This window comes from Nonomuraea sp. SBT364 (assembly GCF_001083785.1).
Taxonomy (GTDB): Bacteria; Actinomycetota; Actinomycetes; order Streptosporangiales; family Streptosporangiaceae; genus Nonomuraea.
Genome location: NZ_LAVL01000022.1, coordinates 1 through 13,302, shown reverse-complemented (window position 1 = coordinate 13,302; position 13,302 = coordinate 1). Strand labels below are relative to the sequence as shown.

The window sequence follows — 13,302 nt, the reverse complement described above, 5'->3', positions numbered from 1 at the left end:
GGGTGGTCCCGGCGGAGCCTTGCTCGCGGAGCTGGTCGCTGATGCCATCTGCCCGTGTTCTCCCTTCCGCGGCTAGGCCGCGACGGCCTTCTTGAGCGCCGTCGTCAGCCCCGCGATGGTGTCGTCGGGGGACTGGCCTCCGGCGAAGTAGGCCTCCAGATGCTGGACGAGGGCGTCGTTGACCCCCGCGAAGCCGGGCAGTGTGACGAGCTTCACCAGGTCGGGCGGCATCGTGGTGGCCTGCTGCTGGAAGACCGGCATCAGGTCGGGCCGAACGGCGTAGTCCAGGTGCCGGTCGGCGAGGTCCTTGCGGGCGGGCAGCACGGTGGTCTTCTCGCAGAACTGCTTCATGTTGTCGGCCGAGGCGAGGAAGACCGCGAAGGCGGCGGCCGCGTCGGGGTTCTTGCTCTGCGTCGTGACCGCCACCGCGTTGCCGCCGAGGTCGGTCGCGGCCCCGCCGGCGCCACGCGGCAGGAACGTGGCGCCGAACTCGAAGTCGGTGACCCTGGTGGACAGGTCGGGCAGCAGGAAGTCGCCGACGAACGCCATCGAGATCTTCCCGGAGGGGAAGACCAGGTCAGGGCTGTTGTTGGTCTTCACCAGCATGTTCTTGGGCATCAGACCCTTGTCGTAGAACGACTTGGTGAGGGCCAGCGCCTCTCGCGCCTGCGGGGAGTCCAGGGCCGGTGTCTTGCCGTCCGCGCCCAGCGCCGTGCCCCCCGCCTGCCAGAGCCAGTTGAACCAGCGGAACGCGCCGAACTGCTGCCAGTTGACGCCGAACGCCGCGCCGCCGGGGTTGGCGGCCTTGAGCTTCTCGGCGACCTCCAGGAACTGCTCCCAGGTCCACGCCTCCTCAAGGGTGGCGGGCACCTCCTTGATGCCGGCCTTGGCGAAGTGCTCCTTGTTGTAGAGCACGGCGGTGGTGTCGGTGTGGTGCGGGACGCCGTACGGCTTGCCCTCGAACTGGACGCCCGCCCAGAGGGCGTCGTCGAAGGCGGAGCTCTGGCTGCCGATCGCGGAGCTGAGGTCTTGCAGCACGCCCTGGGAGCTGTAGATGCCGATGTCGTTGTAGGTCACCCTGAACAGGTCGGGGCCCTGGCCGGACTGGAGGCGGGCGTCCAGGGTGGAGCGCATCTGCTGGTAGGGCAGTTGCTCCACCTTGACGGTGATGCCGGCGTTCTGCTTCTCGAACGCCCTGGCGACGGCGTTGAAGGAGCCGAGCTCGGCGTCGGAGCCCCAGACGGAGAAGGTCAGGGTGTCGGCGGAGGCTCCTCCCGTCGACGGTGATCCTCCGCAGGCGGCAAGGGAGCTCGCCGCGGCCGTACCGATGGCGGTTCGCAGGAACTGGCGACGGTTGAGTTGCATGGGGGCCTCCTCGGCTGCACAACCAGGTAGGGCCCGTCCTATCAACTTCCTCCAGAAAGCGTCAATACCTTTCATCGATCGTGACGCTCTTGGCTGTTCTATTGAGAGCAATGGCGCTTGACAGCTTCACGTCCCCTTCGTACCGTTTCGATCTGAAAGATTTGAGCGTTTTGAAAGAATCTGCTGGATTCGGGTGAGGGGATAAGCATGCGGAAGGCGCGCGCGGTCTCAGGCCCCCGGGCGCTCGGCCCAGGGGCGTACCGCACCCAGCACCGCGCTGGCACGGCGGTCGGCCACGCCGACAGCCGCGACGGACACCTCCCCGGGGGTGTGCCAGCGCACACCGCAGTCGTCGCGGTGCCAGCCGAGCAGCAGGTGCCGCACGAGCAGCCGGCCGTGACGGCCGTCGCGCAGCGGGTGCGGGGGAGCGTCCTCGGCGGCGTAGGCGCTGACCAGGACCGTCACCAGCAGCTCGGTGACCCGCGGGACGAGGGCGTCCCACGACCCGGCGGGCGCGGACGGCTGGTAGGCCAGCGCGAGGCCGATCGGGCCGAACACCTCCGCCGCCCCGTCGAGGGCGGCGGCCAGCGCGCGCGGCTGCGTGACGTCGGCGATCACGCCGTTGACCCGCGTGCCGCCGGCCGAGGCCACGTCGTCCCGCAGAGCCGCCACCCGGGCGGCCGAGCGGGACACGACGGACACGACCGCCCCGCGCTTCGCCAGGGTTCCGACGGCGGGCGCGAGGATGCCTGTACCCCCGATGACCAGAACGTGAGGTGGCATGGCTGACATCGATCTCCTCGTCTTGGGCGAGCTGAACGCGGACGTCATCGTCGAGTGCGGTGATGTGCGTCCGTCCTTCGGACAGGTCGAGGACATTGTGGAGGACGCCGACATCGTGCTCGGCAGCTCGGGGGCGATCACCGCCTGCGGCGCGGCGCGTCTCGGCGCGCGCGTCGCCATGGCGGGCGTCGTGGGCGACGACTGGCTGGGCGCCTTCGTGCTGGAGAACCTGCGCGATCGCGGCGTGGACACCACGTACTGCGTGCGCAGGCCGGGACGGCGCACCGGCATGAGCATCGTGCTCGGCGCGCGGGGCGACCGGTCGATCCTCACCTTCCCCGGTGAGATCGGCCGCCTGTCCGCCGCCGACGTGCCCGAGGCGGCGCTGTCGGCGGCCAGGCACGTCCATGTCAGCTCCTACTTCCTCCAGTACGACCTGTGGGAGGGCCTGCCCGCGCTGTTCGGCGAGGCCCGGCGGCGGGGCGCGACCACGTCCGTCGACCCCAACTGGGACCCTTCCCGCTCCTTCGCGCACGGCCTGCCGGAGCTGCTGCCGCTGGTCGACTACCTGCTGCCCAACGAGGCGGAGGCCCTCCGCATCAGCGGCGAGGCCACCGTCGCGTCCGCGGCCGCCGCGCTGGCCGCCCGCGGCGCCTGCGCCGTGGTCAAGCGCGGAGCGGACGGCGCGCTCCTCCATCACCCCGACGGCACCGTCCTCACCGTCACCGCCCCCCACGTCAGCCCCATCGAGACGACCGGTGCGGGTGACTCCTTCGACGCGGGCCTGCTCGCCACCCTGCTGGCCGGCGGCGACGTGCCGGCGGCGCTGCGCACGGCCTCGGCCTGCGGCGCGCTGTCCACCCAGGGCATCGGCGGCACCGCCGCACAGGCGACGGCGGAGCAGGCCGGCGCGCTCGCGGGAACGCTCACGGTCACCGCCCACCCCCCGCAGCCAGGTCCTACCCCATCAGAAAGAGAGACGCATCAGTGACCACCACGACCGACCACGGCCTCGCCAACCGCACGGAGAGTGAGGTACGGAGCCAGCCCGAGATCTGGCAGCGGGTGCTCGACTCCGCCGGCGATCTCCGCGGGGCCCTGCCGTCCAGCGGCGCCGCCGTGCTGGCGGTCGGCTGCGGGACCTCCTACTACGTCCTGGACGCCTACGCCCGCCGCCGGCAGGCGCTGGGCCAGGGCAAGGCCAGGGCCGCCATCGCCACCGAGCTGGACGACCCCGACCGCTACGACGCGGTGGTGCTGCTGTCGCGCTCGGGCACCACCAGTGACCTGGTACGGCTGGCGCGAGAACTGTCGCGGCACACCACCACGATCGCGATCACCGGAACGCCCGCGTCCCCGATCGTCGAGGCCACCCACCACCAGGTGCTGCTGGACTTCGCCGACGAGCGGTCGGTCGTCCAGACGCGGTACGCGACCTCGGCGCTCACCCTCCTGCGCGCCTCGATCGGCGAAGACCTGCGGGGCCTGCCCGGCCAGGCAAGGGCGGCCCTGGCCGAACCGCTGGTGGCCGATCCCGCCGACTACGACCACCTGGTGTTCCTGGGCTCGGGTTGGGCCCGGGGCCTGGCCGAGGAGGCGGCGCTCAAGTGTCGCGAGGCGGCCCGTCTGTGGACGGAGTCCTACGCGACGCTGGAGTACCGTCACGGCCCGATCGCGTGCGCGGGCCCGCGCAGCCTCGTCTGGTCCCTGTCGCCGCTGCCCGAGGATGTCGTGGACGCGGTCCACGCCACGGGGGCGACCCTGCGCGTGGCCACCGCCGACCCGCAGGCCGAGCTGGTACGCGTGCATCGCCTGGCCGTCGCGTACGCCAGGCACCGGGGGCTGGACTGCGACTCGCCCGAGCACCTGTCCCGCTCCGTCGTGGTGGAGTAGCCGTGCCGTTCGTCCAGCTCACCACCACGGCGCCGGTGTCCCGTGAACTCGCGGCGCGGCTGGCGGAGGAGGTCGCCCAGGCCCTCGGCCTGCCCGGCGGCGCCGTGATCGTCCAGCGGACCGGCGCCCCCGGCCCTTCGCCGGACGACGCGGGGGCCGTGGCCGTGATCCGGGGGCGGCTTCGGCCGCCCGGCCTCATGCGTGCGGCGGTGACCGGGGCGGCCTCGCTGCTCACCCGCGAACTCGCGCTCGATCCGGACCTGGTGCTCGTCTGCTGGCCCGATCCGGGCGTCGTCGCCACCGGAGATGGATCGTGACGCGGTCAGGAGGACGGCAGTGATCGTCACCGTTACGGCCAATCCCGCGCTCGACATCACCTACCGCGTCGACGAACTGCGCGTCGATTCGGTCAACCGGGTGCGTGCCGTGGCCTCGCGGGCCGGCGGGAAGGGCCTGAACGTCGCACGGGTGCTGCGCCGCCTGGGTGCCCCAGGCGTTCCGGTGATCGCGCTCGGCCTGGCGGGCGGGCCGTGCGGCGAGGTGCTGCGCGCCGACCTGGACACCGCCGGGATCGCCCACGACCTGGTCCGGGTGGATGCGGAGACCCGCCGCACGGTGACCGTCGTCGACTCCCGCACGGGAACCGTCACGCTGATCAGCGAACCCGGCGCGCCGGTGGACGGGCGCGCCTGGGCGGAGCTGCGCGAACAGGTGGCGGCGCGGCTGCCGGCGGCCACCGTCCTGGTGCTGTCCGGCAGCCTGCCACCCGGCCTGCCCGCCGACGCCTACGCCGTCCTGACGACGGAGGCCCGCAGGCACGGTGTCCCGGTCGTCGTGGACGCCGACGGGCAGGTGCTGCAGCTGGCCGTCGCGGCACGCCCCGAGGTCGTCAAACCCAACGCCGCCGAGCTGGGCAGGGCCACCGGCCTGCCGGACCTGGCCGACGGCTCCGCGCACCTGCGCCGGCTGGGAGCGGTCGCCGTCGTCGCCTCCGACGGGCCCGGCGGCCTCCACGCCGACACGCCCGGCGGGCGATGGCGGGCGGTGCCGCCGGCCGCGGAAGGCAACCCCACCGGCGCAGGTGACGCGGCCGTGGCCGCCATCGCCCTCGGCCTGACCCGGGGATGGGACTGGCCCCGCACGCTCATCCACGCCGCCGCCCTGTCCGCGGCGGCCGTATCGGCCCCGCTGGCCGGGGACGTCGACCTCGCCGCCTACCGGGACAACCTGACGCGTGTCGAGCTGCACGCCGCACAGGAGAAGGAGCCGCAGTGCCGCTGACCTCGACCGCCGAGATCGTCGCCCGGGCCAGATCCCGGGGATGCGGCGCCGGCGCCTTCAACGTGATCCAGCTTGAGCACGCCGAGGGCATCGTGGCAGGCGCCCGCCGGGTGAACCGGCCGGTGATCCTGCAGCTCAGCGAGAACACCGTCGGCTATCACGGATCGCTCGCGCCGCTCGGCCGGGCGCTGCTCACCGTCGCGGAGGAGTCCGAGGTGCCCGTGGCCGTCCACCTGGACCACGCCACCAGCCCGGCGCTCGTCGACCAGGCGATGGAGCTCGGCTTCGGCTCGGTGATGTTCGACGCATCCGCGCTGCCGTACAGGGAGAACCTGGCGGCCACGGCACGGGTGGCGGCCCGCGTGCACGCGGGCGGCGGGTACGTGGAGGCCGAGCTCGGGGAGGTCGGAGGCAAGGACGGCGTGCACGCGCCGGACGCGCGCACCGATCCCGGCGAGGCCGCCGAGTTCGTCGCCGCGACGGCTGTCGACGCCCTGGCCGTGGCGGTCGGCTCCTCGCACGCCATGCTGACGCGCGAGGCGGTGCTCGACGTCGAGCTGATCGCCCGCCTGCGCGCCGCGGTGCCCGTGCCGCTGGTGCTGCACGGCTCCTCGGGCGTGCCGGACGGCGGCCTCGCCGAGGCCGTACGCCACGGCATGACGAAGATCAACATCGCCACCCACCTCAACCGGGCCTTCACGGCCGCGGCGCGTGACCACCTGGCCGCGCGGCAGGGGAGCGTGGACCCACGTGGATACCTGGGCGCGGCACGTGAGGCGGTGGCCACACAGGTCGCCCACCTGCTCCGGGTGCTCGACCCGGCGGACGAAGGAGAGGACAGATGAATCCGAGCTACACCCCCCACCCGGACGCGGCGGGGGTCCTGGCCGACTGCGAACAGCGGGCACTCGAACGCGAGGGCATTCCGATGTTCCTCGCCCTGGAGGACCCGACCGGCGCGTTGCCGGCGGTGCGCGACGGGCGGGCGCTGGCCGAAGGCCCGGAGCTGAGCCGGCTGACCGGCCACTACCGGGAACTGCTGCGCCCCGAGGCGGGCGACAGCGACCTGAAATCCCTGGCCTCGGTGATCACCGTCCTGGCCAGGGCACACTTCGACGAGGAGGGCCGGTCGTGACCGACCACGGCTTCGAGCAGCACAGGACGGCACTGCGCGAGGGCAGGTACCTCCGCGTGGTCAACTACCACAACACCCCGCACTCCATGGCAGGGCAACTGCGCGAGGAACTGGCCGCCTACGCCGCCTCCTTCGCGTGCGTGACCCTGGAGGACCTGGACCACTTCTATGCCACGGGGGAGTGGCGGCTGGACCGGCCCGGCTTCATCCCCGTCTTCTACGAGGGCTACCTGAACAACGCCACCGTCGCCGCCCCCATCTGCGACGAGCTGGGTATCGTGGCCTGGTTCCCGGTGATCACCCGGTTCATCGACTGCCCGGTCCCCGACCAGCGCGCCTTCGCGGAGGCCCACCACATCGACCTGGTGGAGGAGGAGCTCGCCGCCGATCGGCTGGCGATGACCTGGGACGAGGTCGCGGCGATCGCCGAGCGGCACGTGGTGATCCCGCACACCGGGTCCCACGAGCAGATCGCCAAGGTCCGGACCGCCGAGGACGTCGAGCGGGAGATCCTCAAGCCCCGCAGGGACGTGGAACGCGTCACCGGCCGCGAGGCCGCCGCCTTCGTCTGGCTGTACGGCACGCCGCACGGCACCAGCCCGGACCAGGACGCGGCCGTCAGGGACGCCGGCTACCGCTACCAGATCAGCAACACGATGATCCAGCGCATCGCCTGCCCCTTCCGGGCGGGTGCGTCCCCGCGCCCGGTCAGCCGCACTTGCCGGTGAGCCAGGCGCGGTACTCCTTGGGGTAGTTGGTCATCACGCTCTTCGGCGCCTGGTTCAGCACCTCCTGCCAGCGGCTCGCGTTGCCGCTCCAGGCGGGCGGCGGCTCCTCCCAGCCCACGCCGTCGGTCCAGCGGGCCTCGGCTCCCTTGAGCAGCCCCGGGTGCCGCCTGCCGAGCTCGGCCTGGATCCAGGAGTCCTGGGAGTAGACGAGGATGCGCTGCGCAGCCTGGCGTTCCCTGATCGGGTCGGAGATCTCCTTCCAGGCGGCCGTCGCGTACGCGGGGTCGGACAGCACGGCCCTGGCCTCGGGCTTGACCTCCAGCAGGGCGATCAGACCGCGTGAGCGTACGTGGTCGAGCCACTGCCGCAGCGTGTAGACCTGCTCTCCCTGGTACGGGCCGCGCGCGATGCGGCGATCGCGCAGGTTGTCGCTCCCGGCCGTCCACCAGAGGGCGGTGATGTTCTTCCGGGTGCCCGTCAGCCCGTTGGTGGTGGTGTTGTGCCACATGACGGCCTTGGTGCCCTGCCGGGTGAGCTGGACGTCGCCTTCCACGCCGTCGGCGCCCCAGGCCTTCTGGTCGTTCAGGGCTCGGACGTTGTTGGGCTGGCGGACCTGGTCGCGGTCCCACGGGTTCGGGCCCGAGGGGTAGCCGCCGTGCCCGAAGACCGGCGGGCAGGCGAGCGCGTGGGCAGCCGGTGAGGCGGCCATGGAGGTGGTCACGCAGGTGGTCATGGTGAGCGATGCGGCGATCGCCGCCTTCGTCCTGAGCTTCACGAGGGTCCGGCTCCGTCCATGAGGGGTGCTGGACAAGGGAGTGATCCGTACGGGCAGCGTATGCGCCGGACCTCACATGATCAAGAGCGGCGGCGCCGGGTGGTGCGCCCGGCCCCTGCGCCGTCGGTCACTGTCTAAGCTTCCGCACGTGAACGACACAGAACATGGCATACGGATCAGACCGGGCAGCCTGGCCGACGCGCCTGCCGTGCTGGACATGCTCGACGCCGCGGTGGTCTGGATGAACGCCCGGGGCAACACCGAGCAGTGGGGCACGACACCGTACTCGCAGAAGCCCGGCGCGAAGGCGAAGATCGAAGCGCTCATGGCCGACAGCGCCCCCTACATCGCCGAGCTGGCCGGGGCGCCGGTCGGAGCGATGGTGCTGCACCCCGGCCCCAGCCCCGAGATGCCCATCGCGCCTGCCGGGGAGCCGGAGCGGTACGTCCGGCTGCTGATCTCCGACCGGCGCCACGCCGGCCGGGGCATCGGGGCGACGCTCCTGGCCCACGCCGCGGACGAGACCCGGCGGGCCGGCGTGGAGCTGCTGCGGGTCGACTGCTGGGCCGGCGGCGGGGGCCAACTGGTCGCGTTCTACGAACGCAACGGTTTCACTCCCACTGAGCCGTTCCTGTACGGGACCTGGCCGGGACAGGTGCTGGCCCGCCGGCTCGCCTGACCGCGGGCCACCCGCCGCCTCACTCACGCCATCCTTCGGCGGCCCTGGAAGCGCCGCCTGACCCACGAGATGTTCGGCATCACCTCGGGCAACGCCGATGGGCGCGACTCCTGACAACCCCGGCGAGGGGCCGGCTCACCGCTTGGGCGGCTTGCGGTAGGTCACCGGTTCGTCCCCCTTGCCGGGGTACGCCATGATCAGCAGGCGTTGGCCCCCTTCGTGCAGGCCCTTCCACGCGAACCAGTCGTAGTGCACGCGGATGCGGTAGTGCCCCGCGCGGCCGTTCAGTGAGAGGTCGGGGAACTCGGTGCCGCTCAGGTCGTCCCTGAGCACGATGTCACCGGTGGGGCTCAGGTAGCCGACCTCGGCGACGTGGTCCCAGCCCTTGGTCTCCACCGGCGGTCGGCGCGTGTAGGTCTCCAGGGTGACGCACAGGTCGAAGTCGGAGTGCGTGACGATCATCAGGTGGCCCGGCAGGGCGGCGACCAGGCCGTCGTCCAGGGCCTGATCCAGCAGCCCGTCCTCGAACGGGTCCGCGTGCTCCTCCGTCGGCTCGAACGCGTCCAGGACACCGTAGTCCGTCCTCTGGGGTTCCTTCAGGCGGATCGCCTTGGCCGGATCGATGAGCGGGCGATGGCTCGTGGCCGAGTCGCACAGGCGCTGCGAGTCGTCCTGCCACTCCCGCATCTCCCGGTCCTGCTCGGCGGCCGCGGCCTGGACCACGGCGGCGGCGCCGGGGCAGATCTCCGCGAGCGGATGGACCAGGGCGTCGCGCGTCAGCCCCTCCAGCGCCTGAAGGCGGGCGACCTCCTGGGGATCGTCGCGGGTGTAGACGCCGCACAGCCGCCGGGCGTGGGCGAGGATCACGGCGTCGGGCGTCGAGTCGGGGAACTCGATCAGTTTTCCCTGCCGGAAGGAGCACACGAAGCGCTGGTCCCGGGTGAGCTCGGGCTCCTCGGGCTCACCCCTCCACGACTCACGCGGGTGGCAGTCCGCGGCCGCGGTGGCCGGGCCGAGGGACTGGTCCGCCACGGGCACGAACCCGAGCGCGAGCAGCGTGGCGAGCGCGGCCGGCAGCACGCGACGGCGTACGCGCGGGGCCGGCGCCGCCGGGTACAGCGCCGCCAGGAGCAGGGCGGAGGCGAGCAGGGCCGCGGCGTACCACGACGGTGAGATGCCCAGGAAGATCTCACCGTCGTCCCCCTTCGTGAACAGCCCCTCCGGATAGATCTGCATGCCCTCGTAGAAGCCGTCCGTCACCGGCGTCGCCGTGAACGCGCTGACGAGGCCCACGGCCGAGGCGACGGTCAGCGTCAGCGTCGTCAACCGGACGACGCGGCGGGTGCGGCGCAGGACGGCGGCCAGGACGAGCAGCGCGGGGCCGCCGACGCCGACGAGGACGTCCAGGGCGAGCCAGGTCAGCGCGTGCCCGCTGCCCCCGTCCACCCGGACGTAGTACTCGATCACGCCTCTGGGGCCGATCCAGTGATACCTGCCCTGGGCGAGGTTGACGGCGGCGGGGATCAGCGGGAGCGCGACCGCCACGGCGGCCACCGGCCACCACCTGGCTGCCGCACGGGCCGGCGCCGGCCGTGGGACCGGCCGTGGGACCGGCCGCGGGAGGGGGTTCGCCAGCTCGTGGGCGGTCCTGGCGTTCCACACCAGGCCGAAGACGCTGACGGCGCCGAGGAGTGTGTAGACCATGAGGATGTACGGGAACCCGTTGCCGCCGAAGGAGACCATCCCGCTGGGCTGGAGAACGAACACCACCAGCGAGACGACGCCGATCCGGACGGTCGCCGCGCTCCAGCGAGGGTCCCTGACCTGGGCGATCATGATCGACCCGGCCCACGCCAGCCAGACATGGCCGTACCCGCCGGCAAGGCTGCAGATTTCACCGGCGAAGAGCAGGCCGGCGGCATCCGCGATCTCCTCACCGATGCCGCTCAGGGCGGCGATGGTGCCGGTGACGAGGGAGAACAGCCGCAGCCTGCGGGAGACGACGTCCCGGAGCACCAGGAAGAACAGCCAGACGACGGCCTGCTGCACGAGAAGGGAGGCGATCCCCGTCACCGTCCAGAGCCAGTAGATCTCCAACGCACTGATCAGCGGGATGCTGACGATGGCGATCAGGCTGTAGCCGACGTCGAGATACAGGGCGGACCGCAGCAGGCCGACCTTCCTGCCCCGGGGTGTCAGCTCGCCACGGGTGCGCCCGCGCAGCACCTGCCACAGGGCCCACGCCTGCACTGCCCCGATGAGGACCAGGACGAGCGCCAGCCACCACGGGACGGTCAACGCGTCTTCGGGGCCGAAGTACCAGTCCGTGCCGGGGGATCGGGTGACGATCCTCCAGAGGAGGTCGTCCCGGTCGGTGGCCGGCGCGACGGCGCCCAGCACGCCGATCGCGGCCAAGTACCCGAGCGCGATCACGGCGGCGATCCTGCCGAAACGGTAGCGGCGCATGGCCATCCCCTGGAGGCGGAGCGGTCAAAGGCGCCCAACCCTAGCGAGTCACCGCAAAGTTGATCAAGCCATGGCGCTCAGCCCTCACTCCTGGCCCGGGAGTAGGTTCTGGTGCAGGACGAGCCGGTCAGGGCGCCGTTCGGCACGATCGGAAAGGACGTACCCGTATGACCTGGTGGGCGGTGGTGCGGTTCCTGCACGTGCTGGCGGCGGCGTTGTGGGTCGGCGGGCAGCTCACGGTCTCGCTCGTGGTGCTGCCGTCGGCCCGCCGCCTGCTCGACGACCAGCGGCGCGCCCAGCTGCTCACCGCCGTCGGCCGCCGGTTCGGGCTGATCACCGTCGCGGTGTTCCTGCCCGTGCAGCTCGCCACCGGCGTGGCGATCGCCCGGCACAAGGGCGTCACCTGGGCCTCCCTGGCCGAGCCGGGGTACGGGCGGATCCTGGCGGCGAAGCTGGTCCTGTTCTGCGCGGTCATGGTGGCCGCCGCGCTGCACGGCTGGGCGAGCGGCTCGGGACGGCGCGGCCCGGCCCGCGCCCTGGCGGTGTCGTCGCTGATCGGCTCGATGGGCGTGGTCCTCCTGGCCACGGCGCTGCCGGTGACCTGATACTCACTGCAGTCGACCCAGCACCACGCGTAGCATGGGGGTATGGTCCGAGGACGTCACCGCCGGCCGGCTCGCGGCGGCATCCGGCTCACCACCGAGCAACTCGCGGCGCTCGCCCTCGTCAGCGCCCTGGCGGCCACGTGCTCGACGATCACCGGCATGGTCGGGGCCGTGACGGGCGATCCGCCCGCCGTCGTCGCCGGACCGACCGTCACGGTGACGGCCCCCGCGCCCGGGCGCACACTTGGCCCCGGCTACGACATCATCGTCCTGGATTGCGCCGGGGAGTCCCCCGACGCGTGGCTGACGCCCGATCCGCACGTCCGCGACCCCGGCGACTGCCGGCAGAGCGTGCTCGAACTCCCGTCGAACACCGACCTGACCGGGGAGGTTCTCCGCACGCTCGCTTCGGCGGGGCGCTCCGCGGCCTAGTCACCCCGTCAGTGTGCACCGGCGGCCCGGAGCAGGGCGGCCACCTCGGCCTGATGCTTGGCGACGGCGTGCGCGAGCGGGGTGACGCCGTCGCGGTCGGCCAGGTCGACGTCGGCTCCGGCGGCGATCAGCAGGCGGACGATCTCCTGGTGGGCGGGGCCGCCGTCGCCCAGGATGACCGCTTCCAGGAGACCCGTCCAGCCGAGGTCGTTGACGTGGTTGACGTCGATGCCGGTCTTGAGCACCTCGCGTACGTAGTCGACGTGCCCGCGCTCGCAGGCGGGGATGAGGGAGACGCCCCCGTAGCGGTTGCGGACGGTCAGGTCCGGTCCCGCCGGGAGAAGCGCCCGGAGCATCGCGACGCTCCCGGTGACGCCGGTGACCAGCCAGGGGGTGTCCTGCCTGGAGTCCCGCGCGTCGGGGTCGGCGCCGGCGGCGACGAGCAGCTTCGCCGTCTCGACGTGGTCGGCCGCGGCGGCGAGCAGCAGAGCGGTCCGGCGCTGCCCGTCACGGGCGTCGACGTCGGCCCCGGACGCCAGCGCGTCGCGCACGGCGGCGGTGTCACCGCGCGCCGCCGCGGCCAGGAGTTCCTCGTTGCGCACCTTGTCTCCTTCCGAATCGGCACCGCAGGCCGCCAGCAGCAGGGTCAGCCCTGAGGTCAGCAGCGTGCGGCGCTTCATTCCATCATCCTGCCGTCGCACGGCGGCCTCAGCCGAGCTGCCCGGCGACCGCCTTGACGCCGGCCCGGGCGATGGCCTCGTCGAGGTCGCCGCTGGGCGCGCCGCCGATGCCGATGCCCGCGACGGGAGCGCCGCCGGAGGCGACGGGCACGCCGCCGGCGAGGAACAGGGTGCCCGGGATGTCGGCGATGGTCGGGCCCGAGCCGGTCACGCCCTTGGCGAGTTCGCTGGTCGCCCTGCCGAAGGAGACCGCGGTGAAGGCCTTGCGCCGGGCGGACTCCTCGGTCTGCGGGCCCGCGCCGTCGCCCTTCAGCACCAGCCGGGTCACGCCGGACCGGTCGACGATCACCACCGTGACGCGCTGCTTCAGCTTCGCCGCCTCCTTCATCGCCGCGTCGGCCATCTTCAGGGCGGCGTCGGCCGAGAGCGCACCGGCCTGGACGACGGCGCCCTGAAGATGGCCGACGCGGCGATGAAGGA

The 13,302-nt window shown here is 72.6% G+C and carries 16 protein-coding genes; 10 read left to right on the top strand and 6 right to left on the bottom strand.

The window, feature by feature from the left end:
- Positions 1-72: 72 nt before the first annotated feature.
- Both ADY59_RS13395 and ADY59_RS13390 read right to left on the bottom strand, forming a co-directional pair.
- On the bottom strand, positions 73-1,365 hold the full coding sequence (locus ADY59_RS13395) for an ABC transporter substrate-binding protein (RefSeq protein WP_049562076.1): 1,293 nt from the start codon (positions 1,363-1,365) through the stop codon (positions 73-75).
- Between the two features lie 228 nt (positions 1,366-1,593).
- Positions 1,594-2,148, bottom strand: coding sequence for an SDR family NAD(P)-dependent oxidoreductase (locus ADY59_RS13390; protein WP_049562074.1), 555 nt, complete (start codon positions 2,146-2,148; stop codon positions 1,594-1,596).
- Between ADY59_RS13390 and ADY59_RS13385 the strand changes: the two genes are divergently transcribed.
- The 7 genes from ADY59_RS13385 to ADY59_RS13355 are packed head-to-tail and all read left to right on the top strand — an operon-like array spanning position 2,147 to position 7,185.
- Positions 2,147-3,139 (top strand): carbohydrate kinase family protein, encoded by a 993-nt coding sequence (locus tag ADY59_RS13385; protein WP_049562072.1) that lies wholly within the window; start codon positions 2,147-2,149, stop codon positions 3,137-3,139. The two genes, ADY59_RS13390 and ADY59_RS13385, sit on opposite strands and share 2 nt — an antisense overlap.
- Entirely contained in the window at positions 3,136-4,041 is a 906-nt protein-coding gene (locus ADY59_RS13380) for an SIS domain-containing protein (protein WP_049562071.1), read from the top strand. Before ADY59_RS13385 ends, ADY59_RS13380 begins: the two co-directional genes overlap by 4 nt.
- A 2-nt stretch (positions 4,042-4,043) precedes the next feature.
- Positions 4,044-4,358, top strand: a complete 315-nt coding sequence (locus ADY59_RS13375; protein WP_049562069.1) for a hypothetical protein — start codon at positions 4,044-4,046, stop codon at positions 4,356-4,358.
- Between the two features lie 19 nt (positions 4,359-4,377).
- A complete protein-coding gene (locus ADY59_RS13370) occupies positions 4,378-5,322 on the top strand; it encodes a 1-phosphofructokinase family hexose kinase (protein ID WP_049562067.1) in 945 nt (314 codons plus the stop codon).
- Complete coding sequence (locus tag ADY59_RS13365; RefSeq protein ID WP_049562066.1) at positions 5,313-6,167, top strand: class II fructose-bisphosphate aldolase; 855 nt, start codon at positions 5,313-5,315, stop codon at positions 6,165-6,167. Before ADY59_RS13370 ends, ADY59_RS13365 begins: the two co-directional genes overlap by 10 nt.
- The gene (locus tag ADY59_RS13360) at positions 6,164-6,457 is read left to right on the top strand and encodes a hypothetical protein (protein ID WP_049562064.1); all 294 of its coding nucleotides are present in this window, start codon (positions 6,164-6,166) and stop codon (positions 6,455-6,457) included. The genes ADY59_RS13365 and ADY59_RS13360 overlap by 4 nt, the downstream gene beginning before the upstream one ends.
- Complete coding sequence (locus ADY59_RS13355) at positions 6,454-7,185, top strand: polysaccharide deacetylase family protein (protein ID WP_049562062.1); 732 nt, start codon at positions 6,454-6,456, stop codon at positions 7,183-7,185. The genes ADY59_RS13360 and ADY59_RS13355 overlap by 4 nt, the downstream gene beginning before the upstream one ends.
- On the opposite strand, the gene ADY59_RS13350 is transcribed toward ADY59_RS13355, so the two are convergent.
- Complete coding sequence (locus tag ADY59_RS13350) at positions 7,166-7,960, bottom strand: glycerophosphodiester phosphodiesterase family protein (RefSeq protein WP_197093611.1); 795 nt, start codon at positions 7,958-7,960, stop codon at positions 7,166-7,168. The genes ADY59_RS13355 and ADY59_RS13350 overlap by 20 nt on opposite strands.
- 148 nt (positions 7,961-8,108) lie before the next feature.
- Between ADY59_RS13350 and ADY59_RS13345 the strand changes: the two genes are divergently transcribed.
- Positions 8,109-8,639 (top strand): GNAT family N-acetyltransferase, encoded by a 531-nt coding sequence (locus tag ADY59_RS13345; RefSeq protein ID WP_049562170.1) that lies wholly within the window; start codon positions 8,109-8,111, stop codon positions 8,637-8,639.
- Positions 8,640-8,774: 135 nt separating this feature from the next.
- Here ADY59_RS13345 and ADY59_RS13340 read toward each other — a convergent pair whose 3' ends face one another.
- Positions 8,775-11,105 carry a hypothetical protein gene (locus ADY59_RS13340; protein ID WP_049562061.1) on the bottom strand — a complete coding sequence of 777 codons (2,331 nt, stop codon included), beginning with the start codon at positions 11,103-11,105 and terminating at the stop codon, positions 8,775-8,777.
- Between the two features lie 167 nt (positions 11,106-11,272).
- On the opposite strand from ADY59_RS13340, the gene ADY59_RS13335 reads away from it, so the two are divergent.
- Both ADY59_RS13335 and ADY59_RS13330 read left to right on the top strand, forming a co-directional pair.
- On the top strand, positions 11,273-11,710 hold the full coding sequence (locus ADY59_RS13335; protein ID WP_049562060.1) for a hypothetical protein: 438 nt from the start codon (positions 11,273-11,275) through the stop codon (positions 11,708-11,710).
- A gap of 42 nt (positions 11,711-11,752) precedes the next feature.
- The gene (locus ADY59_RS13330; RefSeq protein ID WP_049562058.1) at positions 11,753-12,142 is read left to right on the top strand and encodes a hypothetical protein; all 390 of its coding nucleotides are present in this window, start codon (positions 11,753-11,755) and stop codon (positions 12,140-12,142) included.
- Positions 12,143-12,150: 8 nt separating this feature from the next.
- Here ADY59_RS13330 and ADY59_RS13325 read toward each other — a convergent pair whose 3' ends face one another.
- Together ADY59_RS13325 and ADY59_RS13320 are read right to left on the bottom strand one after the other, a co-directional pair.
- A complete protein-coding gene (locus tag ADY59_RS13325; RefSeq protein WP_082310080.1) occupies positions 12,151-12,822 on the bottom strand; it encodes an ankyrin repeat domain-containing protein in 672 nt (223 codons plus the stop codon).
- A 28-nt stretch (positions 12,823-12,850) separates the two neighbouring features.
- A partial coding sequence (locus tag ADY59_RS13320) for a GlcG/HbpS family heme-binding protein (protein ID WP_049562056.1) occupies positions 12,851-13,302 on the bottom strand: 452 nt, incomplete at its 5' end.